The organism is Bradyrhizobium sp. C9, assembly GCF_002532045.1.
GTDB lineage: Bacteria > Pseudomonadota > Alphaproteobacteria > Rhizobiales > Xanthobacteraceae > Bradyrhizobium.
This window is the reverse complement of sequence record NZ_NWTG01000035.1, coordinates 1-26,654: the sequence shown is the minus strand read 5'-3', so window position 1 is coordinate 26,654 and position 26,654 is coordinate 1. Positions and strand designations below refer to the sequence as shown.

21 protein-coding genes and 1 pseudogene are annotated in these 26,654 nt (G+C 64.1%); 16 read left to right on the top strand and 6 right to left on the bottom strand.

Features of this window, described 5'->3' with window-relative positions; translation table 11 throughout:
• The first annotated feature begins 56 nt into the window (after nt 1-56).
• Nucleotides 57-1,265, top strand: coding sequence for an O-succinylhomoserine sulfhydrylase (locus tag CO675_RS36635; protein ID WP_097676746.1), 1,209 nt, complete (start codon nt 57-59; stop codon nt 1,263-1,265).
• A 183-nt stretch (nt 1,266-1,448) separates the two neighbouring features.
• Here the strand turns inward: CO675_RS36635 and CO675_RS36630 are convergent, their stop codons facing one another.
• The 5 genes from CO675_RS36630 to CO675_RS36610 form a co-directional block, all read right to left on the bottom strand.
• Nucleotides 1,449-2,222, bottom strand: coding sequence for an SDR family NAD(P)-dependent oxidoreductase (locus CO675_RS36630; RefSeq protein ID WP_097676745.1), 774 nt, complete (start codon nt 2,220-2,222; stop codon nt 1,449-1,451).
• Between the two features lie 119 nt (nt 2,223-2,341).
• Nucleotides 2,342-3,487, bottom strand: coding sequence for a pimeloyl-CoA dehydrogenase small subunit (gene pimD, locus CO675_RS36625; RefSeq protein ID WP_097676744.1), 1,146 nt, complete (start codon nt 3,485-3,487; stop codon nt 2,342-2,344).
• Nucleotides 3,488-3,633: 146 nt separating this feature from the next.
• Complete coding sequence (gene pimC / locus CO675_RS36620) at nt 3,634-4,824, bottom strand: pimeloyl-CoA dehydrogenase large subunit (RefSeq protein WP_097676743.1); 1,191 nt, start codon at nt 4,822-4,824, stop codon at nt 3,634-3,636.
• A 106-nt stretch (nt 4,825-4,930) separates the two neighbouring features.
• Nucleotides 4,931-6,616 (bottom strand): dicarboxylate--CoA ligase PimA, encoded by a 1,686-nt coding sequence (gene pimA, locus CO675_RS36615; protein WP_097676742.1) that lies wholly within the window; start codon nt 6,614-6,616, stop codon nt 4,931-4,933.
• A 175-nt stretch (nt 6,617-6,791) separates the two neighbouring features.
• Entirely contained in the window at nt 6,792-8,888 is a 2,097-nt protein-coding gene (locus tag CO675_RS36610) for a 3-hydroxyacyl-CoA dehydrogenase NAD-binding domain-containing protein (protein ID WP_097676741.1), read from the bottom strand.
• 169 nt (nt 8,889-9,057) lie between these two features.
• On the opposite strand from CO675_RS36610, the gene CO675_RS36605 reads away from it, so the two are divergent.
• The 11 genes from CO675_RS36605 (at nt 9,058) to CO675_RS36555 (ending at nt 21,586) form a co-directional block, all read left to right on the top strand.
• Nucleotides 9,058-9,924 (top strand): IclR family transcriptional regulator, encoded by an 867-nt coding sequence (locus CO675_RS36605; RefSeq protein WP_097676740.1) that lies wholly within the window; start codon nt 9,058-9,060, stop codon nt 9,922-9,924.
• Between the two features lie 69 nt (nt 9,925-9,993).
• A complete protein-coding gene (locus tag CO675_RS36600; protein WP_050406254.1) occupies nt 9,994-10,791 on the top strand; it encodes an ABC transporter ATP-binding protein in 798 nt (265 codons plus the stop codon).
• Nucleotides 10,788-11,501 carry an ABC transporter ATP-binding protein gene (locus CO675_RS36595; RefSeq protein ID WP_097676739.1) on the top strand — a complete coding sequence of 238 codons (714 nt, stop codon included), beginning with the start codon at nt 10,788-10,790 and terminating at the stop codon, nt 11,499-11,501. The genes CO675_RS36600 and CO675_RS36595 overlap by 4 nt, the downstream gene beginning before the upstream one ends.
• A gap of 12 nt (nt 11,502-11,513) precedes the next feature.
• A complete protein-coding gene (locus CO675_RS36590; protein WP_097676738.1) occupies nt 11,514-12,392 on the top strand; it encodes a branched-chain amino acid ABC transporter permease in 879 nt (292 codons plus the stop codon).
• 2 nt (nt 12,393-12,394) lie between these two features.
• The gene (locus CO675_RS36585; RefSeq protein ID WP_097676737.1) at nt 12,395-13,411 is read left to right on the top strand and encodes a branched-chain amino acid ABC transporter permease; all 1,017 of its coding nucleotides are present in this window, start codon (nt 12,395-12,397) and stop codon (nt 13,409-13,411) included.
• Between the two features lie 29 nt (nt 13,412-13,440).
• The gene (locus tag CO675_RS36580; protein WP_092119463.1) at nt 13,441-14,670 is read left to right on the top strand and encodes an ABC transporter substrate-binding protein; all 1,230 of its coding nucleotides are present in this window, start codon (nt 13,441-13,443) and stop codon (nt 14,668-14,670) included.
• Between the two features lie 118 nt (nt 14,671-14,788).
• A complete protein-coding gene (locus tag CO675_RS36575; RefSeq protein ID WP_097676736.1) occupies nt 14,789-16,015 on the top strand; it encodes an ABC transporter substrate-binding protein in 1,227 nt (408 codons plus the stop codon).
• Between the two features lie 228 nt (nt 16,016-16,243).
• Nucleotides 16,244-17,473 carry an ABC transporter substrate-binding protein gene (locus CO675_RS36570; protein WP_097676735.1) on the top strand — a complete coding sequence of 410 codons (1,230 nt, stop codon included), beginning with the start codon at nt 16,244-16,246 and terminating at the stop codon, nt 17,471-17,473.
• 160 nt (nt 17,474-17,633) lie between these two features.
• Nucleotides 17,634-18,860 (top strand): ABC transporter substrate-binding protein, encoded by a 1,227-nt coding sequence (locus CO675_RS36565; RefSeq protein ID WP_097676734.1) that lies wholly within the window; start codon nt 17,634-17,636, stop codon nt 18,858-18,860.
• Nucleotides 18,861-19,048: 188 nt separating this feature from the next.
• Nucleotides 19,049-20,281, top strand: coding sequence for an ABC transporter substrate-binding protein (locus tag CO675_RS36560; protein ID WP_097676733.1), 1,233 nt, complete (start codon nt 19,049-19,051; stop codon nt 20,279-20,281).
• A gap of 21 nt (nt 20,282-20,302) precedes the next feature.
• On the top strand, nt 20,303-21,586 hold the full coding sequence (locus CO675_RS36555) for a glycerate kinase type-2 family protein (protein ID WP_097676732.1): 1,284 nt from the start codon (nt 20,303-20,305) through the stop codon (nt 21,584-21,586).
• A gap of 109 nt (nt 21,587-21,695) precedes the next feature.
• Here CO675_RS36555 and CO675_RS36550 read toward each other — a convergent pair whose 3' ends face one another.
• Nucleotides 21,696-22,214 (bottom strand): MarR family winged helix-turn-helix transcriptional regulator, encoded by a 519-nt coding sequence (locus CO675_RS36550; RefSeq protein WP_097676731.1) that lies wholly within the window; start codon nt 22,212-22,214, stop codon nt 21,696-21,698.
• Between the two features lie 179 nt (nt 22,215-22,393).
• Between CO675_RS36550 and CO675_RS36545 the strand changes: the two genes are divergently transcribed.
• The 4 genes and pseudogenes from CO675_RS36545 (at nt 22,394) to CO675_RS36530 (ending at nt 26,558) form a co-directional block, all read left to right on the top strand.
• Nucleotides 22,394-23,434: a branched-chain amino acid ABC transporter permease gene (locus tag CO675_RS36545; protein WP_198964876.1), complete on the top strand. Its 1,041-nt coding sequence runs from the start codon at nt 22,394-22,396 to the stop codon at nt 23,432-23,434.
• Nucleotides 23,435-23,439: 5 nt separating this feature from the next.
• Nucleotides 23,440-25,209, top strand: coding sequence for a branched-chain amino acid ABC transporter ATP-binding protein/permease (locus CO675_RS36540; protein WP_097676730.1), 1,770 nt, complete (start codon nt 23,440-23,442; stop codon nt 25,207-25,209).
• Nucleotides 25,206-25,937, top strand: a complete 732-nt coding sequence (locus CO675_RS36535; protein WP_097676729.1) for an ABC transporter ATP-binding protein — start codon at nt 25,206-25,208, stop codon at nt 25,935-25,937. The genes CO675_RS36540 and CO675_RS36535 overlap by 4 nt, the downstream gene beginning before the upstream one ends.
• A gap of 225 nt (nt 25,938-26,162) precedes the next feature.
• Nucleotides 26,163-26,558, top strand: a pseudogene (locus CO675_RS36530) (endonuclease domain-containing protein).
• Nucleotides 26,559-26,654: the final 96 nt, after the last annotated feature.

Here is a 26,654-nt window from a genome sequence, read left to right as displayed (position 1 = left end):
CCAGGCCGGTTTTTTTGTGGCCAGTTTCCGAGGGAAATGGCCACTTCGGAGGTCACATGTCTGAATCCAAGTCTTCTGAATCCAAGTCTACTGCCCACCTTCGTCCCGAAACCCGCCTCGTCCATGGCGGCACGCTGCGCTCGCAGTTCGGGGAGACGTCGGAAGGGCTGTTTCTCACCCAGGGCTACGTCTACGACACCGCCGAGCAATGCGAGGCGCGCTTCAAAGGCCAGGATCCCGGCTTCATCTATTCGCGCTATTCCAATCCGACCATTGCGATGTTCGAGCGCCGCATGATCGAGCTCGAGGGCGCGGAAGCCGCGCGCTCGACTGCGACCGGCATGGCCGCGGTGACCACCGCGATCCTCGCGCCGCTGAAGGCCGGCGATCACGTGGTGGCGTCGAAGGCCCTGTTCGGCTCCTGCCTCTACGTCGTGCAGGACCTGTTGCCGCGCTACGGCATCGAGACGACGCTGGTCGACGGCCTCGATCTCGACCAGTGGCAGCGTGCCTTGCGGCCAAATACCAAGACCTTCTTCCTGGAGAGTCCGACCAATCCGACGCTCGACGTGCTCGACATCGGCGCGATCGCCAAGATCGCGCATAGCGGCGGCGCCCGGCTGATCGTCGACAATGTGTTCGCGACGCCGATCTGGCAGAGCCCGCTGTCGCTCGGCGCCGATGTCGTGGTCTATTCCGCGACCAAGCATATCGACGGCCAGGGCCGCTGCCTCGGCGGCGTCATCCTGTCGTCGGAAGCCTTCATCGCCGAACACATCCATAACTTCATGCGCCAGACCGGCCCGTCGCTGTCGCCGTTCAACGCCTGGGTGCTGCTGAAGGGCCTGGAGACGCTCGGCGTCCGGGTCCGCGCCCAGACCGAGAACGCGGCCAAGATCGCCGAGGCGCTGGCAAGCCATCCGAAGATCACGCGGCTGGTCTACCCCGGCCGCCCCGATCATCCGCAAGCCGCGACGGTGAAGAAGCAGATGGGCGCCGGCTCGACGCTGGTCGGCTTCGAGGTCAAGGACGGCAAGGCCGGCGCCTTCCGCTGCCTCAACGCGCTGAAGATCTCGCGCATCTCCAACAATCTCGGCGATGCCAAGAGCCTCGTCACGCATCCCGCGACCACGACGCATCAGCGCCTGGCGCCGGAGGCCCGCGCCGAACTCGGCATCAGCGAAGGTTTCATTCGCTTCTCGGCCGGGCTCGAGCATCCCGACGATTTGATCGAGGATTTCGAGCGCGCGCTGGAGCAGGTTTAAGGCGAAGGTAGAGGCCCCAAGCGGGCTGCGCCCCCTCTCCCGCTTGCGGGGGAGGGTTGGGGTGGGCTCTCTCCACGAGTCGTTTCGTGGAGAGAGCCCACCCGCCGCGCCCCCGACGACGCTTCGCATCGCTCGTCGCGCGTCGGCCTCCCCCGCAAGCGGGAGAGGCGAAGAAAGCCGGCCTTAAGTCGCCGCCGTCGTGACGCCGCCGTCGACCACGATGGTCTGGCCGGTCATGAAGGTCGAGGCATCGGAAGCGAGATAGGCCACCGCGCCCGCGATCTCGTCGGGCTCGCCGATGCGGCGGAGCGGCGTCGACGCGGTGCGGCGCTTCAGATTGTCCGGATCCTCCCACAGCGCGCGGGCGAAATCGGTCTTCACGAGGCCCGGCGCCACGCAATTGACGCGCACGCCCTTCGGGCCCCATTCGCCGGCGAGGCTGCGGCACAACGCAAAGTCTGCTGCCTTGGAGATGCCGTAGGCGCCGATCACCGTAGACCCCCGAAGTCCGCCGATCGAGGAAATGATGACGACCGAGCCCTTGCCGCGCTCGGCCATCTGCGGGATCGCCAGCGCTGACAGCCAGATGTTGCTCTTGACGTTGGAGCCCATGATCTTGTCGAAGGCCTCGTCCGTGATGTCGAGCAGCGGGCCGTAATAGGGATTCACCGCCGCGTTGCAGACCAGGATGTCGATCTTGCCGTAGTGCTTCATCGTGCCGGAGATCAGACCCTCGACCTCCGCGCGGCGCGCGATGTTGCAGGGGATGACGAGCGCATCGCCGCCGGCCTTCTTGATGCCGTCGGCGACTTCCTGGCAGGCATCAGCCTTGCGCGAGGAGATCACGACCTTGGCTCCGAGTTTTGCCAGCAGTTCGGCCGAGGAACGGCCGATGCCGCGGCTCGAGCCGGTGACGACCGCAACCTGGCCGGTGAGATCGAACGGGGTGTTCTTCATTGTTGTTGCCTCCCTGTTATTGACGCGTCATTCCGGGATGCGCCGTAAGGCGCAGACCCGGAATCCAGAAGTTATGGCGCGAGATTCCGGGTTCTCGCTTCGCGAGCCCGGAATGACGATCAAGCCAACAGGCCGCCGCTCTCGCTGACGCGACGGAGGTGGTAGTCGGTGTCGCCGAGCGTGTTCTCGATCATGGTCAGCCGCTTGAAGTAGTGGCCGATCTTGGCCTCCATGGTCATGCCGATGCCGCCGTGAAGCTGGATCGACTGCTGGCCGACGAACTTCAAGGATTTGCCGACCTGCACCTTGGCGGCCGCGACCGCGGACGAACGCTCCTTGGCATCGCTGAAGTCCGACGCCATGGTCGCGAACATCGACATGCTGCGGGCCTGCTCCAGCGCCACGAACATGTCGGCGGCGCGGTGCTGCAGGCTCTGGAACGAGCCGATCGCAACGCCGAACTGCTTGCGGGTCTTGATGTACTCGACGGTCTCCTTCAGCGACTCGTCCATCGCGCCGACGGCTTCCGCGCACAGCGCAATGCGGGCTTCGTCCGCCACGCGCTCGATCAGGGGCAGGCCGTTCTCGGGATCGCCGATCGCAGCATCCGCACCGACCTCGACATTGGTGAAGGTGATGTCGGCCGCGTGCAGGCCGTCCTGGGTGGGGTAGCCCTTCCTGGTGACGCCCTTGGCGTCCGCCGGAACCAGGAACACGCCGATGCCGGCCTTGTCGCGCTGGCCGCCCTTGGTGCGCGCGGTCACGATCAAGGTGTCGGCGTTCTCGCCGTTCAGCACGACGAACTTCTCGCCGTCGATCACCCAACCGTCGCCCTTCTTCTTCGCCGTGGTCACGACGTCGAACAGGTCGTAGCGCGAGTTCTTCTCGAGCTGCGCAAAGCCGAAGGTCTTGCTGCCGTCGATGATGCCGGGAATGTACTTGGCCTTCTGCTCGGCCGAGCCGCCATGGCGCAGGAAGCCGCCGGCGACCACGACGGTGGCGAGATAGGGCTCGACCACCAGTGACTTGCCGAGCGCTTCCATCACGATCATGGTCTCGACCGCACCGGCGCCGAAGCCGCCGTCGGTCTCGGCGAAGGGCAGACCAAGCAGGCCCTGCTCGGCGAGCTTGCCCCAGAGCGTTTTGCTCCAGCCGCCCTTCTCCTTCATGTACTTCTTGCGCGCATCGAAGTCGTAGGCATCCGCCAGCAAACCGTCGACGCTTTCCTTGAGAAGCCGCTGCTCCTCGGACAGATCAAAATCCATGTTCGTTCCCTATTTTCAAAGTGCTATCCGCGGCGTCATTCCGGGATGACCCGAAGGGGCAGGTCCGGAATCCATACTCACGATGGTGGTTATGGATTCCGGGCTCTTCGCTACGCGAAGCCCCGGAATGACGATAATGGTGAGGCTTACAGCCCCAGCACCGCCTTGCTGATGATGTTGCGCTGGATCTCGTTGGAGCCGCCGTAGATCGAAACCTTGCGGTTGTTGAAGTAGCTCGGCGCGATCTGCGCGGTCCAATCCATGCTCTCGTTGGAGCCGGCGTCGCCGTGCTCGTCATAGGGCGCGGCGAACGGGCCTATGATCTCCATCAGCAGCTCGGTGGTGGTCTGCTGGATTTCCGAGCCCTTGATCTTGAGCACCGAGGAAGCCGGGTTGGGCTTGCCCTTGCCGTGCTTGCCCTCGTCGGCGACGACGCGGAGCTGGGTCAGCTCGAGCGCCTTCAGCTCGATCTCGCAGGCCGTGAGCTTCTCGCGGAACGCCGGGTCCTCGATCACCGGACGGCCACCGGACTCGACCTTGGAGGCCAGCGCGCGGATGCGGCGCAGCCGCTCCTTCGAGACGCCGACCCGGGCGATGCCGGTACGCTCATTGCCGAGCAGGAATTTGGCGTAATCCCAGCCCTTGTTCTCCTCGCCGATCAGGTTCTCGACAGGAACTTCGACGTCGTCGAAGAACACTTCGTTGACCTCGTGGCCACCGTCGATGGTCTGGATCGGGCGCACGGTGACGCCCTTCGACTTCATGCTGAACACGATGAAGGAGATGCCCATCTGCTTCTTCGCATTGTTGTCGGTGCGGCAGAGGCAGAAGATCATGTCGGCGTGCTGGGCGAGCGTGGTCCAGGTCTTCTGCCCGTTGATGATCCACTTGTCGCCACGGCGCTCCGCCTTGGTCTTCAGCGAGGCGAGGTCCGACCCCGAGCCCGGCTCCGAGAAGCCCTGGCACCACCAGTCGTCGACATTGGCGATGCGCGGCAGATATTCCTTCTTCTGCTTCTCATTGCCGAAGGTGTAGATGACCGGGCCGACCATGCTGACGCCGAAGGCGAGCGGTTGCGGCGCGGGATAGGACTGCAGCTCTTCGTTGAAGATGTAGTGCTGCACGGTGGTCCAGCCGGTGCCGCCATATTCCTTCGGCCAATGGGTGACGCCCCAGCCCTTCTTGTTGAGGATGCGCCACCAGGTGACCATCTCGTCCTTCGACAGATGGCGGCCTTCCTGCAGCTTGCGCCGGGTCTCCGGCGGCACGTTGTTCTTGAAGAACTCCCGTACCTCCTCGCGAAACGCTATCTCTTCCTTGGTGAAAGCGAGATCCATCGGATCCTCCTTTTAAGGTTCAACTGCTTCTTTCCTGGTCGTCCCGGCCTTGCGCGCGATTGCGCACTGGAGCCGGGGCAACGGATTCATTGCACCATATCGTCCATCATGAGCGCGATCCTGATGCGGTTTGTTGCGCGGCCTGAGATGTCTTCGGTTGCTGCTGGCGCAATTCGTGACGCGACAGCTTGCCGACCGGGGTGCGCGGCAATTCAGCCACGAACTCGACCGCGGCCGGCAGCTCATGCTTGCCGACCTTGCCGGTGAGGAACGCGCGCAGCTCGTCGATCGAGAACGCCTTCTCGCCGTCGCGCAGCTTGATGAAGGCCTTTGCCGCCTCGCCGCGGTAATCGTCGGGAATGCCGATCACGATCACTTCCTGCACGGCGGGATGCGTGTAGATCGCCTGCTCGATCATCTGCGGATAGACGTTGAAGCCGCCGGAGATGATCATGTCCTTCTTGCGGTCGACCAGATAGAAATAGCCGTCTGCGTCCATGTAGCCGATGTCGCCGGTCAGGAAGCGGTCGCCGACGAAGGCCTCGGCGGTCTCCGCCGGCCTGTTCCAGTAGCCCTTGGTGACGTTCGGGCCGCGGATGCGGATTTCGCCGACCTCGCCGACCGGCATCACCTTGGTGGAATCCTCCAGCGACACCACGTCCATCTCGATGCCGGGCAGCATCAGCCCGATCGAGCCCGGCTTCTCGGGCCCTTCCTTGGGATGGCCGGTGCCAGGCGAGCAGGTCTCGGTCATGCCCCAGCCGCTCTTCAGCTTCATGCCGACGCGGCGCTCGAAGATCTTGGCGACCTCGACCGGCAGCGGCGCGCCGCCGGAGCCGGCGACCACGAGCGAGGACAGATCGCGCTTGTCGAGGTCGGGCAGCGAGGCGATCGCGATCCACATCGTCGGCACGCCGGGAAACACCGTCGCGCGCTTGACCTCGATGTCGCGCATCACGGCCTCGACGTCGAAGCGCTGATGCAGCGAGATCAGATGGCCGCGCCGGATCACCGACAGCAGCACGACGGTCAGCGCATAGATGTGAAACAGCGGCAGCACGCAGATCACGCGCTCGATCGCGTTGCGTTCGAGCCGCCCCGGCTTGCCCCAGACATCATAGATCGACACCGCGGCGGTGAGATTGCCATGGCTGAGCATGGCGCCCTTGGGCAGGCCCGTGGTGCCGCCGGTGTATTGCAGCAGCGCGACGTCCTCGACGTCGACGGCGGGCCATTGCGACGGCTTGACTGCGCCGTCGATGAATTGCCGGTGGGTGATGATCGCGGGATTATCAGGCAACGCGGTCTGCGGTGTGCCGACCTTGCCCCAATGATCATCCTCGCAAACGATCAGGCGATCGAGCAGGCCCTTGGCGAGGAATTTCAGCGCGGTCGGCAACAGCGCCGACAGGTTGCTGGTGACCAGCACACGTGCGCCTGAATCGGAGAGCTTGTGCGACAGCGCGATCTCGCCGTCGAGCGGCGACAGATGCACGACGCGTGCTCCGGCCTTCAGCGCGCCGAAGAAGTTGATCGGATGGTCAGGAGAATTGCCGAGAAACAGCGCGACCGAAGTGCCCTTGCCGTAACCGGCCCGCATGAAGGCGGCCGCCGCGGTCTCGACCAGTGCTTCCAGCTCGCTGTAGCTGATCTGCCGATCGCGGAATTCGAGCACCGGACGCGCGCCGAACTCGGCGGCGGCATTCGAGAGCAGGTCCGGTAGCGTGCCGCGCGTGATCTCGTCGCTCCACTGCACGCCCTTGGGATAATATTGTTCGCCGGGATAGGTCATGGATGTATCGACTGATGTGAGGTGAGCACCGGCGCGATGGCTCCCCTCCCCCTTGTGGGGAGGGGTTGGGAAAGGGGCGGCACACGGGCAACGCCGATGCGGCCAGCCCTCTCCCTCACCCACTCCCGCAAGGGGAGAGGGAACCCTGTCACTGCCGTTGTATCGCCGAAGGTGATCACGCCGCCTTCGACGCTGCGGCGAGCGAGGCGAAGGTCTTGCCTTCGTCCGCGAGCTTCTTCAGCAGCGGCGCCGGCTCGAGCGAGGGATCGTTGGTCTCCTTGGCGTAGAAGGCCAGGCGATCGGCGATGTGCTTGAGGCCCACGGTGTCGGCCCAGAACATCGGGCCGCCGCGATAGATCGGCCAGCCATAGCCATAGAGCCAGACCACGTCGATGTCGGACGGACGCGCCGCGATGCCCTCGGCGAGGATCTTCGCGCCTTCGTTGATCATCGGGTACATCATCCGCTCGAGGATCTCGTCGTCGCTGACGACGCGCTTCTTGCGGCCGAGGCGCGCCAGCGTCTCGTCGATCAGCTTCTCGACTTCCGGATCGGGCAGCGCCGCGCGCGAGCCCTGCTCGTACTTGTAGTAACCCTTGCCGGTCTTCTGGCCGAAACGACCGGCTTCGCACAGCGCGTCCGCGATCTCCGACTTGATGCCGCGGTCCTTGCGCGAGCGCCAGCCGATATCGAGGCCGGCCAGATCGCCCATCGCGAACGGACCCATCGGCATGCCGAACTTGGTGACGACGGCGTCGACCTGCTGCGGCAGGGCGCCTTCGAACAACAGCTTTTCGGACTGCTTGCCGCGCTGCGCCAGCATGCGGTTGCCGACGAAGCCGTCGCAGACGCCGACCACGGCCGGCACCTTTGCAATCTTGCGGGCGATTGACACCGCAGTCACCAGCGCGTCGGGCGCGGTCTTGTCGGCGCGCACGATCTCGCACAGCTTCATGACGTTGGCCGGCGAGAAGAAGTGCATGCCGAGCACGTCCTGCGGACGCTTGGTCGACCGCGCGATCTCGTCGATGTTGAGGTAGGAGGTGTTGGAGGCCAGCACCGCGCCCGGCTTGGCGTATTGGTCGAGCTTGCCGAACACTTCCTTCTTGACCGCCATGGTCTCGAACACCGCCTCAATCACCAGATCGGCGTCGCCGATGTTCTCGATGCCGACGACGCCGTTGATCAGCGCCATGCGCTTGGCGGGCGCGTCCGCCGGGATACCGCCGCGCGCGGCGGTCGCCTCGTAGTTCTTCTGCATGATGCCCATGCCGCGCTTGAGCTGCTCCTCGCCGGTCTCGATCAGGGTGACCGGGATGCCGGCATTGGCGAACGACATCGCAATGCCGCCGCCCATGGTGCCGGCGCCGAGGATGGCGACGCGCGCCACGTTGCGGCCCTTGGTGCCCTCGGGAACGCCGGAGATCTTGGCGGCTTCGCGCTCGGCGAAGAACGCATAGCGCTGCGCCTTGGACTGTTCGCCGTTCATCAGCTTGAGGAAGCCTTCGCGCTCCTTCTTCAGCCCTTCGTCGAACGGCAGGTCGATCGCGGCGCCGACGGCATCGGCGGCGGCGAACGGCGCCTCGAGGCCGCGCGACTTCTTGGTCAGCGCGGCGACCGCATTGGTGAAGATCGAACGGTCGGCCTTGGCCGCGGCGAGCTTGGAGTCGTCGTCGCGCAGCTTGCGCAGCGGACGCTTCTCGGCGACCACCTTGCGCGCAAATGCCTCACCGCCCGACGCCGGACCCTCGACGATCTCCTCGATCAGGCCGGCCTTCAGCGCGGCATCCGCGCTGATCGGATCACCGCCGACGATCATCTTGACCGCGAGCTCGGGACCGACCGCACGCGGCAGGCGCTGGGTGCCGCCGGCGCCCGGCAGCAAGCCGAGCTTCACCTCGGGCAGGCCGAGCTTGGCGTCCTTGGTGGCGACGCGATAGTGGCAGGCCAGCGCGACCTCGAGGCCGCCGCCGAGCGCGGTGCCGTGGATCGCGGCAACGATCGGCTTCGGCGAGCTTTCCATCAGGCTCAGCACTTCGGCGAGGCCGGGCGGCTTCGGCGGCTTGCCGAATTCGGTGATGTCGGCGCCGGCGATGAAGGTGCGGCCGGCGCAGGTCAGCACGATGCCCTGGACCTGCGCGTCATCGATCGCGCTCTTGATGCACTCGAAGATGCCGCCGCGCACGGCAGCGCTCAGCGCATTCACAGGCGGACTGTTAACCGTGACGACGGCAATATTGTCATGACGTTCGAGCTTGACGACTTCACTCACCGGGACTCTCCCTGGATGCTTGTTCTTGAACTTGCGTTGAGTAGCTGCACGACTTGCGTCGAGCCGCTAGATTAGACCAATTTCGCACTGCGAAATTTAATTCCACATCTTGACACGGAGGGTTATTTTGAAGCACGAGCCTTGTCAACGAGCATGACAAGGGCAGGGAATGAAGCGCGCCAGCAAGAAAGCAGCGACCGATCGGAATTTCGTCGTCGCGCTTTCCCGCGGACTGGATGTCCTGCGTGCATTTCAACCCAATGACGGGCTGCTCGGCAATCAGGAGATTGCAGCCCGCACCAAATTACCGAAGCCAACCATTTCCCGGCTGACCTACACGCTGACCAAGCTGGGATACCTTACACCTGTACCGAAATTCGAAAAGTATCAGCTCGCACCGTCGGCGATGGCGCTCGGCTACGCCGCGCTCGCCAATCTCGGCGTTCGGCATTTGTCCGAGCCGTATCGAGAAGAAGTGATGCGCGCGACCGGCGGCGCGGTCGCTGTCGGCGGCCGCGATCGTCACAGCATGATCTATTTCGGCCAGAGCCGGAACGGCCTGGCGCTCGGCGTGCAGCTCGACGTCGGCTCGCGGGTGCCGATCGCGACCACCGCGATGGGGCGTGCCTATATTTGGGCATTGCCACCCGAAGAGCGTGCGGCTCTACTGCGTGAGCTGCGGGATCACTATGGCAGTCGCTGGGCCAAGATCCGCGACGGCATCGAGCGCTCCGGCGAGACGGTGGCGAAGCACGGCTTCACACTGTCCACCGGTGACTGGCAGAACGACGTCGCAGCAGCCGGCGTTGCATTGAAATTGAACGACGGAACCGGTCCTTACGCCTTCAATTGCGGCGCGCCGGCATTCCGCTTCACGGAAGACAGATTACTCAACGACATTGGACCTCGCCTTGTCGCGATGGTAAGGAACATCGAGCAGGCGCTCGGTGGAATAGCGCCGCAATCCAAAAAAGAACAAAGCAAAAAGTCTAGAGTAGGAGGGAAAGTTGCACGTTTGGCCGAGGGGATCAGATAGCCTCCATCGCGTCCGGCGAAATCCATCGCAGGGCTGCTCGCACCGCTCAGAGATGGCGGGCGAGACGAGATGACGCAGGCACAGCTCGCGCAGGGGAATGATCCCCTGCTCGCGGTTCGCGACGTCAGCGTCGTGTTCGGCGGCATCATCGCACTCAATGGCGTGTCGTTCGACATGCGCCATGGGCAGATCCTCGGCCTGATCGGACCGAACGGCGCCGGCAAGACGACGCTGTTCAATTGCCTGTCGCGGCTCTACCAGCCGTCGTCCGGCGATATCCTGATGGAAGGCAAGAGCATCCTGTCGCGGCCGCCGCACCGGATCGCCGAGATCGGCATCGGCCGCACCTTCCAGAACGTCGCGCTGTTTCCCAATCTGTCCGTGATCGACAATGTGCGCGTCGGCGCGCATGCCCGCACCTCGAGCGACATCGTCAGCGACTCGCTGCGTCTCGCCTGGGTTCGCCGCGGCGAGAGCGACATGAACAAGAAGGTGCACGACATCCTCGGCTATCTCGATCTCGAGGACGTCGCCCACACCGTGGTCTCCGGACTTCCGTTCGGCACCCAGAAGCGCGTCGAGCTGGCGCGCGCCCTGGCCGCCGATCCGAAGATCCTGCTGCTCGACGAGCCGGCCGGCGGCCTCAATCACGAGGAAGTCTACGTGCTCGGCGACCTGATCCGCAAAATCCGCGATGACCGTAAAATTACGGTGTTGCTGGTCGAGCATCACATGGGTCTCGTGATGTCGATCGCCGACCACGTCGTCGCGCTCAATTTCGGCCGCAAGCTGGCCGAAGGCACGCCGGCCCAGGTCCAGGCCGACCCCGACGTCATCAAGGCCTATCTGGGGAGCAAGGACCAATGACCGCGATGCTCAACGTCAAGGACCTGCGCGCCTATTACGGTCAGGTCCAGGCCCTGCACGGCCTCTCCTTCTCGCTCAACGAGGGTTCGCTGACCACCCTGCTCGGTGCCAACGGCGCCGGCAAGACCACCACGCTGCGGGCGATCTGCAACATGGTGCGTTCGACCGGCGCGATCGAGTTCGAGGGCAAGCCGATCGGCACCCGTTCCACTGAAAATGTGGTCCGCCTCGGCATCGCCCATGTGCCGCAGGGCCGCGGTACCTTCACCAACATGACGGTGGAGGAAAATCTCCAGCTCGGGGCCATCAGCCGTTCCGACAAGAACGCCATCGGCTCCGACATCGAGCGGATGTACGAACATTTCCCGGTACTGAAGCAGCGCTACACCCAGCAAGCCGGCACGCTGTCCGGCGGCGAGCAGCAGATGCTCGCGGTGGCGCGCGCGCTGATGCTGCGGCCGCGCCTGATGCTGCTCGACGAGCCGTCATTCGGCCTCGCGCCGCTGATCGTGCGCGACCTGTTCCGCATCCTCGGCAAGATCAATCGCGAGGAAAAGGTGACCATCCTGGTGGTCGAGCAGAACGCGCAGCTCGCGCTCGAGCTCGCCGACCAGGCCTATGTGATCGAAACCGGACGGATCGTGATGTCGGGCAATGCCAAGGACATCGCGAACAACGAAGACGTCCGCAAATCCTATCTCGGCTACTGAGGAGCTGGCACAATGGAGCTTTTTGCCAACCAGGTCCTGGCCGGCATCGCCACGGGCGCGATCTATGCCTGCATGGCGCTCGCGGTCGTGATGATCTACCAGGCCATCGACCATTTGAATTTCGCCCAGGGCGAAATGGCGATGTTCTCGACCTTCGTGTCCTGGCAGCTGATGCAATGGGGCGTGCCATATTGGGGCGCCTTCGTGCTCACCGTCGCCTTTTCGTTCGCCGCCGGCATCATCATCGAGCGGCTGCTGTTCAAGCCGCTGGCCAAGGCCCCGATCCTGACCAACGTCGCCGGCTTCATCGCGCTGTATGCGATCATCAACTCGGTCGCCGGCCTGATCTGGGACTTCACCATCAAGCAGTATCCGACGCCGTTCGGCTCCTCGCCGTTCCTCGGCAGCCAGCTGATTTCGACCCACCAGGCCGGCATGATCGGCATCACGCTGCTGATGCTGCTCCTGCTGTTCTTCTTCTTCCGCTTCACCCGGGTCGGCCTTGCGATGCGGGCGGCCGCCTCGCTGCCTGAATCAGCGCGGCTGGTCGGCATCAACACCTCCTGGATGATCGCGCTGGGCTGGGGCATGGCGTCTGCGATCGGCTCGATCGCCGGCATGATGATTGCGCCGGTGGTGTTCCTCGAGCCGAACATGATGCTCGGCGTGCTGATCTACGGATTTGCCGCAGCCGTGCTCGGCGGCCTGACCTCGCCGTTCGGCGCGGTGATGGGCGGCTTCCTGGTCGGCATCTTCGAGAACCTCGTCGGCACCTACATCCCCGGTGTCGGCAATGAGCTGAAACTTCCGATCGCGCTTGCGCTGATCATCGTCGTCCTGGTCGTTAAACCGGCAGGCCTGTTCGGCCGCGCCATCGTCAAGCGAGTTTGATCATGAGCGCCGCTGAAGAAATCGTCACAGAAGCCGCCGCCGTCGAGGCTGTGCCCAAGCGTGCCATGACGCTGGGCTACGGCACCTCGCTGGTCGTACTTGCCGCGCTGATCCTGATCCCGCTGTTCGTGAAGAACTTCATCATCTTCCAGATGACGATGCTTCTGATCTACGCGCTTGCGGTGATGGCGCTCAACATCCTGACCGGCGGAAGCGGCCAGTTCTCGCTCGGCCAGAGCGCGTTCTATGCCGTCGGCGCCTATACATCGGCGATTCTGATGGAGCATGCGGGCATGAACTATGCCCTGACGCTGCCGATCGCTGGCATCGTCTGCTTCGGCTTCGGCTTCCTGTTCGGCCAGCCGGCGCTGCGGCTTTCCGGCGTCTATCTGGCGCTCGCGACCTTCGCGCTCGCCACCGCAATGCCGCAGCTGCTCAAGCTCGGCTATTTCGAGCACTGGACCGGCGGCGTGCAGGGCCTCGTCGTCACCAAGCCGGATGCCCCGTTCGGGCTGCCGATGTCGCAGGACATGTGGCTCTACTACTTCACCCTGGCGGTCTCGATTGGAATCTACATCGCCTCGGTCAACCTGCTGCGCTCGCGCTCCGGCCGCGCCTTCATGGCGATCCGCGACAACGAGATCGCGGCCTCCGCGATGGGCGTCGACGTCGCGCTGTACAAGACGCTGGCGTTCGGCGTCTCGGCCGGCATCACCGGCGTTGCCGGCGGTCTCGGCGCCATCGCGGTGCAGTTCGTGGCGCCCGACGGCTACACCATCCAGCTCGCGATCTCGCTGTTCCTCGGCATGGTGGTCGGCGGCGTCGGCTGGCTGCCCGGCTCGATCGTCGGAAGCGCCTTCATCATCTTCGTGCCGAACATCGCCGAAGGCATCTCGAAGGGTCTTTCCGGCGCGGTGTTCGGCGTGTTGCTGTTCCTCGTCATCTTCCTCGTGCCGCACGGCGCCAGGCAGGTTGCGATCGTTGCCCAGCAACTGGCCGCAAAGCTCAAGAAGAACTAAGAATCTTTAGAACCAAACCAGGAGACATTATGCTTTCTACCGTTCGGATCGCCGCGATTTCCGCGGCGATCGTCGCTGTTGCCGCGACGTCCACTGCCGCATTCGCCCAGAAGAAATACGACACCGGCGCGAGCGATACCGAGATCAAGGTCGGCAACATCATCCCGTATTCGGGCCCGGCCTCCGCCTACGGCGTGATCGGCAAGACCGAAGAAGCCTACTTCAAGATGATCAACGACCGCGGCGGCATCAACGGCCGCAAGGTCAATTTCGTCAGCTATGACGACGCCTATTCGCCGCCGAAGGCGGTCGAGCAGGTGCGCAAGCTGGTCGAGAGCGACGAAGTGCTGCTGGTCTTCAACCCGCTCGGCACGCCGTCCAACACCGCGATCCAGAAGTACCTGAATTCCAAGAAGATCCCGCAGCTGTTCGTCGCCACCGGCGCCACCAAGTGGAACGACCCGAAGAACTTCCCGTGGACCATGGGCTGGCAGCCGAGCTACCAGAGCGAAGCCCAGATCTATGCCAAGTGGCTGATGAAGGAGAAGCCCGACGCCAAGGTCGCGATCCTCTATCAGAACGACGATTTCGGCAAAGACTACCTCAAGGGCACCAAGGACGGTTTTGGCGCCAAGGCGGCCTCCAGCATCATCATGGAGGAGAGCTACGAGGTGTCCGAGCCGTCGATCGACGGCCACATCGTCAAGATCAAGGCCGCCAATCCCGACGTGCTGCTGATCTACACCACGCCGAAATTCGGCGCGCAGACCATCAAGAAGACCGCCGAGCTCGGCTGGAAGCCGCTGCAGATCATCACCAACGTGTCGGCCTCGGTCGGCAGCGTGATGCAGCCGGCCGGCTTCGACAACGCCCAGGGCGTGCTGTCGGCGGCCTATGCCAAGGACGGCGCCGACTCGCAGTGGAATAACGACCCCGGCATGAAGAAGTGGTCGGAGTTTCTCGACAAGTACATGCCGGGCGCCGACAAGACCGACGGCGGCTATGTCTACGGCTACGGTGCCGCGCAGACGCTCGCCAAGGTGCTGGAAATGTGCGGCGACGATCTGACCCGCGCCAACGTCATGAAGCAAGCGGCGAGCCTGAAGGACTTTACGCCCGACACCCTGCTCCCCGGCGTCAAGATCAACACCTCCGCCACCGACTTCGCCCCGATCGCCCAGCTTCAGATGCAGCGCTTCAAGGGTCAGAAGTGGGAACTGTTCGGTGACATCATTTCCGGCGACGTCCCCTCTGAGTGACGTTGCACTGCGGGAATAAAACAACAGCCTCCGCGATCTCCGTCGCGGGGGCTTTTTGTTGACGCCCCGCGCCGATGGTATTGAATACTGCAAACTAAGAACTCGAGGTGGGGAAACCATGACTGCCGCACGTCCGTCCCTGACGGCGCTGTTGTCCGCATTGGCTCTGATCCTGACGAGCTGCAATGTCGCGCTGGCGCAGAAGAAATACGACACCGGGGCCAGCGACACCGAGATCAAGATCGGCAACACCGCACCCTACAGCGGCCCCGCCTCGGCCTATGGCGTGATCGGCAGGACCGAGGCGGCCTACTTCAAGATGATCAACCAGGCCGGCGGCATCCACGGCCGCAAGATCACGTTCATCTCCTATGACGACAACTACTCGCCGGCCAAGACGGTGGAGCAAACCCGCAAGCTGGTTGAGGACGACGAGGTCCTCCTGGTGTTCGGCTCGGTCGGTACCGCAACCAACGCTTCGATCCGAAAGTACATGAACGAGAAGCAGGTGCCGCAGCTGTTCGTCGGTTCCGGCGGCTCCAAGTGGAACGACCCCAAGAACTATCCCTGGACCATGGGCTGGCAGCCGTCGTACCAGGACGAAGCGCGGGTCTACGCAAAATACATCATGAAGCACAAGGCAGACGCCAAGGTTGCCGTGCTTTACCAGAACGACGATTTCGGCAGGGACTACCTCAAGGGCCTGAAGGACGCTTTCGGCGACAAGGCCTCGATGATCGTCGCCGAAGAGGCTTACGAGACGTCGGAGCCTGCGATCGACAATCACATCGTCAAGCTGAAGGCCGCCGGAGCCGATACCTTCATCAGCATTACGTCACCGAAATTCGCGGCGCAGGCGATCAAGAAGGCCGCCGAAATCGCGTGGACACCGTTGCAGTTCGTCGCCAATGTCTCGGCCTCGGTCGGCGGCGTCATGCAGCCGGCCGGCTTCGAGAACGCGCAGGGCATCCTGTCCGCGTCCTATCTCAAGGACGGCGCCGATCCGCAATGGGACAAGGATCCGGGCATGGAGAAATTCCTTGCCTTCCTCAAGAAGGATTATCCCGACGCCAACAAGCTCGACGGCGCCACCTCCTACGGTTACGCCGCCGCACAGACCATGGCGCAGGTGCTGGAGATGTGCGGCGACGATCTCACCCGTGCGAACATCATGAAGCAGGCCGCGAGCCTGAAGGACTATGTCCCCGGCACGCTGCTGCCGGGCATCAGCATCAACACCTCCGCCACCGACTTCGCGCCGATCAAGCAGTTGCAGCTGATGCGCTTCAAGGGCGAGAAGTGGGAGCTGTTCGGCGACATCATCTCGAGCGGGCTCAGCAACTAGGACGACGCACGATCTCCACGCAAACGCTTCGCGTGTGTCGCGAAGCGATTCCGCAGCGCCGGCTTTCCTCGCAACGCGTTCGACTAAATGACGCCCTCCGCGGCAGCGCCGCGGGGGGCTTTCTGTTGCTGGCACCAGACGAAAGGTATTCAATGTCGGAAGGAGCCGCAAAGTGCTCCCACTCCAAAAATCGTGACACACATTCACCGTGATCCAAGGGAGATCAAAATGCCTGCTATCCATTTGCGGTTGGGGGCCATTTCGGCTGCCCTCGCATTGCTCGCAGCGACCACGAGTCCCTCCGCCGCGCAGAAGAAATACGACATCGGCGCCTCCGACAGCGAAATCAAGATCGGCAACATCATGCCCTACAGCGGAGCGGCTTCCGCCTATGGCGTGATCGGCAAGACCGAAGAGGCCTATTTCCGCAAGATCAACGCCGAGGGTGGCATCAACGGCCGCAAGATCACCTACATCAGCTATGACGACGCCTACACACCACCGAAGACCGTCGAGCAGGCGCGCAAGCTCGTCGAGAGCGACGAGGTGCTGCTGATCTTCAATTCGCTCGGCACGCCGCCGAACTCGGCGATCCAGAAATACATGAACCAGAAGAAGGTGCCGCAGCTGTTCGTCGCGACCGGCGCCACCAAGTGGAACGACCCGAGGGAATTTCCCTGGACGATGGGCTGGCAGCCCAACTACCAGAGCGAGTCCATCATCTACGCAAAATACATCCTGAAGAACAAGCCGGACGCCAAGATCGCCGTGCTCTACCAGAACGACGATTACGGCAAGGATTATCTGAAGGGCTTCAAGGACGGGCTCGGCGCCAAGGCGGCATCGATGATCGTCGCCGAGGACAGCTACGAGGTGACGGAGCCGACCATCGACTCCCACATCGTCAGGCTCAAGGCCTCCGGCGCCGACGTGTTCTTCAACATCACGACGCCGAAATTCGCGGCGCAGGCGATCAAGAAGAACGCCGAACTCAACTGGCATCCGCTGCATTTCCTCAACAACGTCTCCGGATCGATCGGCAGCGTGATCAAGCCCGCGGGCTTCGAGAATGCCCAGGACATCATCTCGTCGCAATATTTCAAGGATCCAACCGACCCGCAGTGGAAGACCGACAAGGCAATGATCGCCTGGAACGAGTTCCTCGATAAATACTATCCGGAAGCGAACCGCGCCGATGCCTCCGTGATGTACGCCTACATCGTCTCGCAGGGCCTCGTGCACGTGCTCAAGGCGTGCGGCGACGACCTGACCCGCGAGAACGTCATGAAGCAGGCGGCCAGCATCCGCGATTACGAACCCGGCGGCCTGTTGCCGGGCGTCAAGGTCAACACCTCGGCGACCGATTTCGCGCCGCTCTCGCAACTGCAATTGATCCGCTTCAAGGGCCAGACCTGGGAGCGCTTTGGCGAGATTTTGAGCGGCGACGTCGGCGGTTAACCCGAAATTGTCGACTAAAGACCAGAGCCCCTGCGGCATTGTCGCAGGGGCTTTCATTGAGACGGGCCGCCCGAAATGCTAATCATTGCAGTCAAATAACAGAGCCGTCGAAACAAGAGGGCCGCGACACATTCGTCTGACAACAGGGAGAGAGACATAGATGTCCGCTACCACAAGACTTGCAGTCCTCGCCGCCGCGCTCGCGATCGTCGCGACATCCAGCAGCGCTGCGCTTGCCCAGAAGAAATACGACACCGGCGCCAGCGACACCGAGATCAAGATCGGCAACATCATGCCCTATAGCGGACCGGCCTCCGCCTACGGCATCATCGGCCGCACCGAGGCCGCCTATTTCAAGAAAATCAACGACGCCGGCGGCATCAACGGCCGCAAGATCAACTTCATCTCCTACGATGACGCCTACTCGCCGCCGAAAGCCGTGGAGCAGGCGCGCAAGCTGGTCGAAAGCGACGAGGTGCTGCTGATTTTCAACTCGCTCGGCACGCCGTCGAACTCGGCGATCCAGAAATACATGAACTCCAAGAAGGTGCCGCAGCTGTTCGTCGCCACCGGCGCCACCAAGTGGAACGATCCGAAGGACTTTCCCTGGACCATGGGCTGGCAGCCCAACTACCAGAGCGAGACTCAGATCTACGCAAAGTACATCCTGAAGAACATGCCGAACGCCAAGATCGCCGTGCTCTACCAGAACGACGATTACGGCAAGGACTATCTGAAGGGCCTGAAGGACGGCCTGGGCCAGAAGGCCGCCGGCATGATCGTCGCCGAAGAGAGCTTCGAGACCTCCCAGCCGACCATCGACAGCAACATCGTCAAGCTGAAGGCCAGCAACGCCGACGTCTTCATCGACATCGCGACGCCGAAATTCGCGGCGCAGGCAATCAAGAAGGTCGCCGAGATCGGCTGGAAGCCGACGCACTTCCTCAACAACGTGTCGGCCTCGGTCGGCAGCGTGATCAAACCGGCCGGCTTCGAGAATGCGCAGGACATCATCTCCGCCGCCTACCTGAAGGACGCATCCGACAAGCAATGGGACAATGATCCCGGCATGAAGGAATTCTACGCCTTCATGGCCAAGGACTTCCCCGAGGGCGACAAGCTCGACGGCGGCACCGTGGTCGGCTACGGCGTGGCGCAGACCCTGGTTCAGGTGCTCAAGCAGTGCGGCGACAACCTCACGCGCGAGAACATCATGAAGCAGGCGGCGAGCCTGCAGGACTTCCGCACCGAAGTGCTGCTGCCCGGCATCAAGATCAACACCGCCGCGAACGATTTCGCCCCGATCAGCCAGTTGCAGCTGATGAAGTTCAAGGGCGAGAAATGGGAACTGTTCGGCGATATCATCAGCGCCGACGTCGGCGGCTGATTTCCTGCCGACAATCGACCGACAATGGCCCCCTGCGATACCGTCGCAGGGGGCTTTTCATTCACCATGGGCAGGCCCGCCCGGGCGATGCCTGCTTACACTTTGCCCGGCAATGCGCTAGGAAAACCGGCAACAACCGCAGAGAACCCGGTGCCCTTGCGCCGGCAACAACAAGGAGTTTTCGGGAAATGCCGAAGCCGATCCGTCACCGTGTCGCAACCGCCCTGCTCGGCCTCGCCATCGCCGCCGTGACCGGCAATGCCGCATGGGCGCAGAAGAAATACGACACCGGTGCGACCGACACCGAGATCAAGATCGGCAACATCGTGCCCTATAGCGGCCCTGCGTCGGCCTATGGCGTGGTCGGCAAGGCGATGGCGGCGGTGTTCAAGAAGGTCAACGACGACGGCGGCATCAACGGCCGCAAGATCAATTTCATCTCCTATGACGATGCCTATTCGCCGCCGAAGGCGGTCGAGCAGGCGCGCAAGCTGGTCGAGAGCGACGAGGTGCTGTTCCTGTTCGGCACGCTCGGCACCGCCTCCAACACCGCAATCCAGAAATATCTCAACGCCAAGAAGGTGCCGCAGCTGTTCGTCGCCACCGGCGCCACCAAGTGGAACGATCCGAAGGCGTTCCCGTGGACCATGGGCTGGCTGCCGAGCTACCAGAGCGAGTCGCGGATCTACGCGAAGTATCTGCACAAGGAGAATCCCGCCGCCAAGGTCGCCGTGCTCTACCAGAACGACGACATGGGCAAGGACTACCTGAAGGGCCTCGAAGACGGCTTCGCCGGCAATCCCGCGGGGATCGTCGCCAAGGAAAGCTACGAGGTCGCCGAGCCCACCATCGATTCCCATGTGGTCCGGCTGAAATCCGCCAACCCCGACGTTATCATCTTCTTCACCACGCCGAAGTTCGGCGCCCAGGCGATCAAGAAGCTCGGCGAGATGAACTGGAAGCCAATGACGATCGTCTCCAACGTCTCGGCCTCCACCGCGACGGTGATGCGTCCGGCGGGCCTCGACAATGCGCAGGGCGTGATCTCGGCGGCCTACGCCAAGGACGCCAGCGATCCGCAGTGGAAGGACGACGCCGGCATGAAGGCGTTCGACGAATTGCTCGCCAAGTACCTGCCCGACACCAACCGCGTCGATGCCTCGGCGATGACCGGCTACAACATGGCGACCACGATGGTCGAGGTGTTGCGCCGCTGCGGCGACGACCTCACCCGCGCCAATGTGATGAAGCAGGCGGCGAGCCTGAAGCAGTTTGCGCAGGGCGGCCTGCTGCCCGGCGTCACGCTGTCGACCGGGCCCGCCGACTTCCAGCCGATCGAGCAATTGCAGCTGATGCAGTTCAAGGGCGAGCGCTGGCAATTGTTCGGCGACGTCATCAGCGGCGAAGTCGGCGGAAACTGACCGCGTAACGAAAGCACAGCCATGACCGACCGTCGTCCTTTCCTGCGTTCGATCTTCGATGCCGCTGTGGCGGCTGCGCATCCCGATGTCGTGCTGGCATCGCGGCTGCGGCCGGCGCCGAAGGGACGCGTGATCTGTCTCGCCGCCGGCAAGGGCGCCGGCGCCATGGCCGCGGCGGCGGAGCGGCATTATCTCGACACGCTCGGCCTCGAATCGTCGCGGCTGGTCGGCATCGCCACCACCCGGCACGGCCATGGCGTGCCGACCCGCCGCATCAAGGTGGTCGAGGCCGGCCATCCGGTGCCCGATGAAGCCGGCCTGCGCGCGGCCGACGATACGCTGCGGCTGGCAGCGGAAGCCACGTCCGACGATCTGCTGCTGGTGCTGCTGACCGGCGGCGGCTCGGCGAACTGGATCGCACCCGTCGAAGGCGTGAGCTTTGCCCAGAAGCAGCAGGTCAACCGCGCGCTGCTGCGCTCCGGCGCGCCGATCGGCGAGATGAACATCGTCCGCAAGCATCTGTCGCGCATCAAAGGGGGGCGGCTGGCACGCGCCGGCCAGCACGCCGCCGAGATCGTCACACTGGCGATTTCGGACGTGCCGCATGACGATCCCTCCGCGATCGCCTCGGGGCCGACGGTGCCGGATCCGACCACGCTGGCGGACGCCCGCGCGCTGGTCGCCAAGTACAATCTCTCGGTCGACGACGCGGTCCGCCGCGCCCTTGACGATCCCAGGAACGAGAGCTGCAAGCCGGGCGATCCCGCCTTTGCGCGCGCGACGTTCGAGCTGCTGGCAAAGCCCAAGGCCTCGATCGACGCCGCGGTGAAGGTCGCGCAGGACGCCGGCTACGAGACCATCGCGCTCGGCGCCGATCTCGAAGGCGAGGCGCGCGACGTCGCGGCCGGGCACGCCCGGCTCGCATTGAAGGCGCGCAGCGAGGGCAAGCGCGTTGCGATCATCTCCGGCGGCGAGCTCACGGTGACGGTGCGCGGCAATGGCCGCGGCGGCCCCAACCAGGAATACGCGCTGGCGCTGGCCGACCTGCTCAAGGGAACGCCCGACATCTCGGCGCTCGCCGCCGACACCGACGGTGCCGACGGCGGCGCCGGCAGCGCGACCGACCCCGCCGGAGCCGTGATCGATCAGGCAACCTTCGCGAAGATGAAATCGATCGGCCTCGATCCCAGGGCCTACCTCGAGAACAACGACGCCACCGGCTTCTTCGCCCAGACCGGGGATCTGCTGCTGACCGGCCCGACGCTGACCAACGTCAACGACGTCAGGGTGATTTTGGTGGACTGATTCACGTGTCATTGCGAGGAGCGTAGCGACGAAGCAATCCATGCTTCCCCGAGCGGAGGAATGGATTGCTTCGCTTCGCCCGCAACGACGGTGGAGCGACTATCGTCTCTCAAAACTCCTGCGCGAGCTTGGCCAGCATTTCCAGCAGCGCGGCGTGGTTGGCCGGGCCGAGCACCTCGATCAGCCGCGCCTCGTGCTTGTTGGCGACCAGCTTCTTGGCGCGCGCCAGCACGGCGCGGCCCTTGTCGGTCAGGACCAGGATGTGGGAGCGCCGGTCGTTGGTGGAGCGCATCCGCGCGCAAAGGTCGCGGCTCTCCAGCGCGTCGAGCATGGCGACGAAATTCGGCCTGAGGATGCCGAGCGTGTTGGCGATCTCGGTCTGGTTGCGGCCCGGATTCTTGTCCAGCAGCAGCAGCACCGAGAACTGCGCCGGCGTCAGTTGCAGCGGCGCGACGCAGCGCAGGAAGTCCTCGAAGACCTTGAGCTGCGCACGCTTCAGCGAATAGCCGAGCAGTCCGGACAGTTCGCCCAGTTGCAGCATGCTGTCGTCCCCGGCAGGATCGACCGGTTCCCGGCGCAGGGCACGCGACGATCTGACGGCATCGGAGGCGGTTTTGGAAACAGTCATCGCTCCAGGCTCGCAATCCCGGTACAAAAACCCCGCGGGACGCTCGGGGACCTTGAGATTATATCTAATAATCGTTATGCACCATATCAAATATCGGCGGCTATCAACAGCCGGCATCGGCCGACCCGACCGGCACAGCCGGCTGCGGCCGCCCGACGCTTAAGGGGGAGCGCTCGGCCTTGAACACGACGATCATGCTGTTCCTGCTGCAGGACGGCATCACCAACGGCGCGATCTACGCACTGCTCGGGCTGGCCCTGGTGCTGGTGTTCGCGGTGACGCGGGTGATCCTGATCCCGCAGGGCGAATTCGTCACCTACGGCGCGCTGAGCTACGCCATGCTCGCGACCGGGCAGGTACCCGGCACCGTACGCCTTGCCGTCGCGATGGGCCTTGTCGCGTTCGCGCTCGATCTGTTCTTCGCCCGCAAGGCGCTGCATGCCCGCCTGGTGATGCGCTCGGTCGCGCTCAACATCGTCTTTCCCGTCGCGCTGCTCGGCCTCGTCTATGCGCTGGTCGGTCCCAACACGCCGATCGCCATCAACATCGCGCTGGCGCTCTTGATCGTGGCGGCGATCGGGCTGTTCCTCTATCGCATCGCGTTCCAGCCGATCGCGCACACTTCCGTGCTGGTGCTGCTGATCGCCTCGGTCGGCTGCCATCTGGCGCTGCAAGGCCTCGGCCTGGTGTTCTTCGGCGCCGAGGGCCTGCGCGCCCCGGCGCTGTCGAATGCCGCGGTGACTGCGGGTCCGCTGCGCTTCACCGGCCAGAGCCTTGCTGTGTATGCCCTGACGGTCGGCTTCATCGTCGCCTTGTGGCTGTTCTTCGGCTACACCAAGACCGGCAAGGCGCTGCGCGCCACCGCGGTCAATCGCCTCGGCGCCCGCCTGGTCGGCATCCGCACTACGCTGTCGGGCCAGATCGCATTCCTGCTCGCCTCCGTGATCGGCGCGATTTCGGGCATCCTGATCGTGCCGATCACGACGCTCTATTACGACACCGGCTTCCTGATCGGCCTTAAGGGCTTCATTGCCGCCATCATCGGCGGCCTGGTCAGCTATCCCCTGACCGCGGTCGCCGCCATCGTGGTCGGCATCGTCGAGGCCTTCTCGTCGTTCTACGCAAGTAATTTCAAGGAAGTCATCGTGTTCACGCTGATCCTTCCCGTCCTGGTGCTGCGCTCGCTCGCAGCGCCCCAGGTCGAGGAAGAGAAGGATTGAGCGCGATGACGCAGCGGCTTCCTCTCATCATCTTTGCGCTCGTGATGGCGGTGATCCCGCTTCTGCCGGGCATCCCGCCGTTCTGGATCGTGCTGCTCGACAATATCGGCCTCGCCGCGCTGGTCGCGATGGGGCTGGTGCTGCTCACCGGCGTCGGCGGCCTCACCTCGTTCGGACAGGCCGCATTCTGTGGCTTCGGCGCCTACACCACGGCGGTGCTGACCACCGCCTATGGCGTCTCGCCGTGGCTGACGCTGCCGGCTTCGCTTTTGGTCAGCGCCATTGCGGCGGTGCTGCTCGGCCTCGTCACGGTGCGGCTGTCGGGTCACTATCTGCCGCTCGGCACCATCGCCTGGGGCATCGGGCTGTTCTATCTGTTCAGCAAGCTCGAGTTCCTCGGCCGCAACGACGGCATTTCGGGCATTCCGCCGCTCTCGATCGGCTCGTTCAGGATGCTGAGCCCGGACACGATCTATTACGCGATCTGGGTCGCGGTGCTGCTCTCCGCGCTCTTGACCATGAACCTGCTGGATTCCCGCACCGGGCGCGCTATCCGCGCGTTGCGGCGCGGGCATATCGCGGCCGAGGCGTTCGGCGTGCAGACGCCGCGTGCGAAGCTGTTGGTGTTCATCTATGCCGCGGTGCTGGCCGGCCTGTCCGGCTGGCTCTACGCGCATTTCCAGCGCGCCGCCAACCCGACGCCGTTCGGCGCACAGGCCGGCATCGAGTATCTGTTCATCGCCGTCGTCGGCGGCGCCGGTTACGTCTGGGGCGGCGTGCTCGGCGCCGGCATCGTCGTGATCCTGAAAGAGGTGCTGCAGAGCTACCTGCCCTACATCTTCGGCGGCCAGAGCCAGCTCGAGACCATCGTGTTCGGCATCATGCTGGTGCTGTTGTTGCAGCTTGCACCGCAGGGCGTCTGGCCCTGGCTGATGTCGCACCTGCCGTTCAAGCCGGCCCGAAAGACGCCGGACACGTCGGTGAAGCTGGAACACCGTGAGCGGGCGGCGGGGACCTCTCCGATCCTGCTGCACATCGACAAGGCGCGCAAACAGTTCGGCGGCGTGCTCGCGGTGAACGACGTCTCGTTCGACGTCAACGCCCGCGAGATCGTCGCGCTGATCGGCCCGAACGGCGCCGGCAAGAGCACGACCTTCAACCTGATCACCGGCGTGCTGCCCGCAACCAGCGGCAAGATCGCCGTGCTCGGCAACGAGGTCGCAAACGCCCCGCCGCAGGAGGTCGTCAAGCTCGGCGTCGCCCGCACGTTCCAGCATGTCAAGCTGGTGCCCGACATGACCGTGCTCGAGAACGTCGCGATCGGCGCGCATCTGCGCGGCAATTCCGGGGCGATCTCCAGCATGCTGCGGCTCGACCGCGCTGACGAGGCGAGGTTGCTGGCGGAAGCCGCGCGGCAGATCGCGCGCGTCGGCCTGTCCGAGCAGATCGACCAGCTCGCGGGCTCGCTGTCGCTCGGCCAGCAGCGCATCGTCGAGATCGCGCGTGCGCTGTGCGTCGACCCGATGCTGCTGCTGCTCGACGAGCCGGCGGCCGGGCTGCGCCACATGGAGAAGCAGCGGCTCGCCGCGTTGCTGCGGCAATTGCGCGACGGCGGCATGTCGGTGCTGCTGGTCGAGCACGACATGGGATTCGTGATGGATCTCGCCGACCGCATCGTGGTGCTGGATTTCGGCACCAAGATCGCCGAGGGCACGCCGGCCGCGATCAAACGCAACCCCGACGTCATCAAGGCCTATCTCGGAGCCGCCGCATGAGTGCGTTGCTGACGGTTGCCGACGTTCATATCGCCTACGGCAAGGTCGAGGCCGTGCGCGGCGTCTCGCTCGACGTTGGCGAGAACGAGATCGTCACCATCATCGGCGCCAACGGCGCCGGCAAGACCACCTTGCTCAACGCCATCATGGGCGTGCTGCCGCTGCGGGGCCGCACCACCTTCGCGGGCGTCGACATGGCACCGCTCGACATCGAGGACCGCGTCGCCACCGGCCTGAGCCTGGTGCCCGAGCATCGCGAATTGTTCGGCACCATGAATGTCGAGGACAATCTCGAGCTCGGCGCCTTCCGGATCGCGAAGGCAACCGCGGCCGTTTCGCTGGAGCGGGTCTACACGCTGTTTCCGCGGCTCAAGGAGCGCCGCAAGCAGCTCGCCGGTACGCTCTCCGGCGGCGAGCAGCAGATGCTGGCGATGGGCCGCGCGCTGATGGGCGCGCCGAAACTGCTGATGCTGGACGAGCCGAGCCTCGGCCTCGCCCCGATCATCGTCGCCGACATCTTCCGCATCGTCGGCGAGCTCCGCGCCGCCGGCGTCTCGGTGCTGCTGGTCGAGCAGAACGCCCAGGCCGCGCTGCAGATCGCCGATCGCGCCTATGTGATGGAGCTCGGCGAGTTCGTGCTGTCCGGCACCGCGAAAGATATCGCCGCCAACAAAGGCGTCGCCGCGAGCTATCTCGGCTTCCAGCACGAAGGCGAAAGCGCGATCTAGAACGCGCAGTTTCGTAGCGGAGAGACTGTCACCCCACCCCGCTTCACATCGCTGACGCGCTGCGAAGCGACCCTCCCCCTCCAGGGGAGGGTAACAGCCGTCCATCGACTTGCATTCGCGCAAGGATTGCGCTCCACTTCACCCTCCCCTGGAGGGGGAGGGTCGAGCGCGCGCGGCGATGCGCAGCATCGTCGGGTGCGATCGGGGTGGGGTGAAGCCACACAAATGGTCTCGGCATCGATCCGAAGAGCGACTGCGAAGAAGCTGCGCGCGAATACCACGCCGCACGAGCGGATTCTGTGGCGAGCTCTAAAGGAGCTGCCGACCGACGGCACACACTTCCGACGACAGGCGCCAATCGGCCCGTAAATCGTCGACTTCCTTCTCCCGGCGAAACGGCTGATTATCGAACTCGACGGCGGACACCACAATGAGGACGAGACCGCGAAGCACGATCGCGAACGACAGGAGTGGCTGGAGAAAGAGGGCTATCGAGTCATCCGGTTCTGGAATTCGGAGATCACGGCTGACCTCAACGCCGTGCTGGAGCGCATCTATGTCGAGATCTACGGCGCTCGCGGGGTCGAAGCCGTGCCGCTGAAGCACCATCGACGACGATAGACCGTCACCCCACCCCGCTTCACATCGCTTACGCGATGCGAAGCGACCCTCCCCCTCCAGGTAGGGCTATCGCATATGGCCAAGCACGGAGAGAAG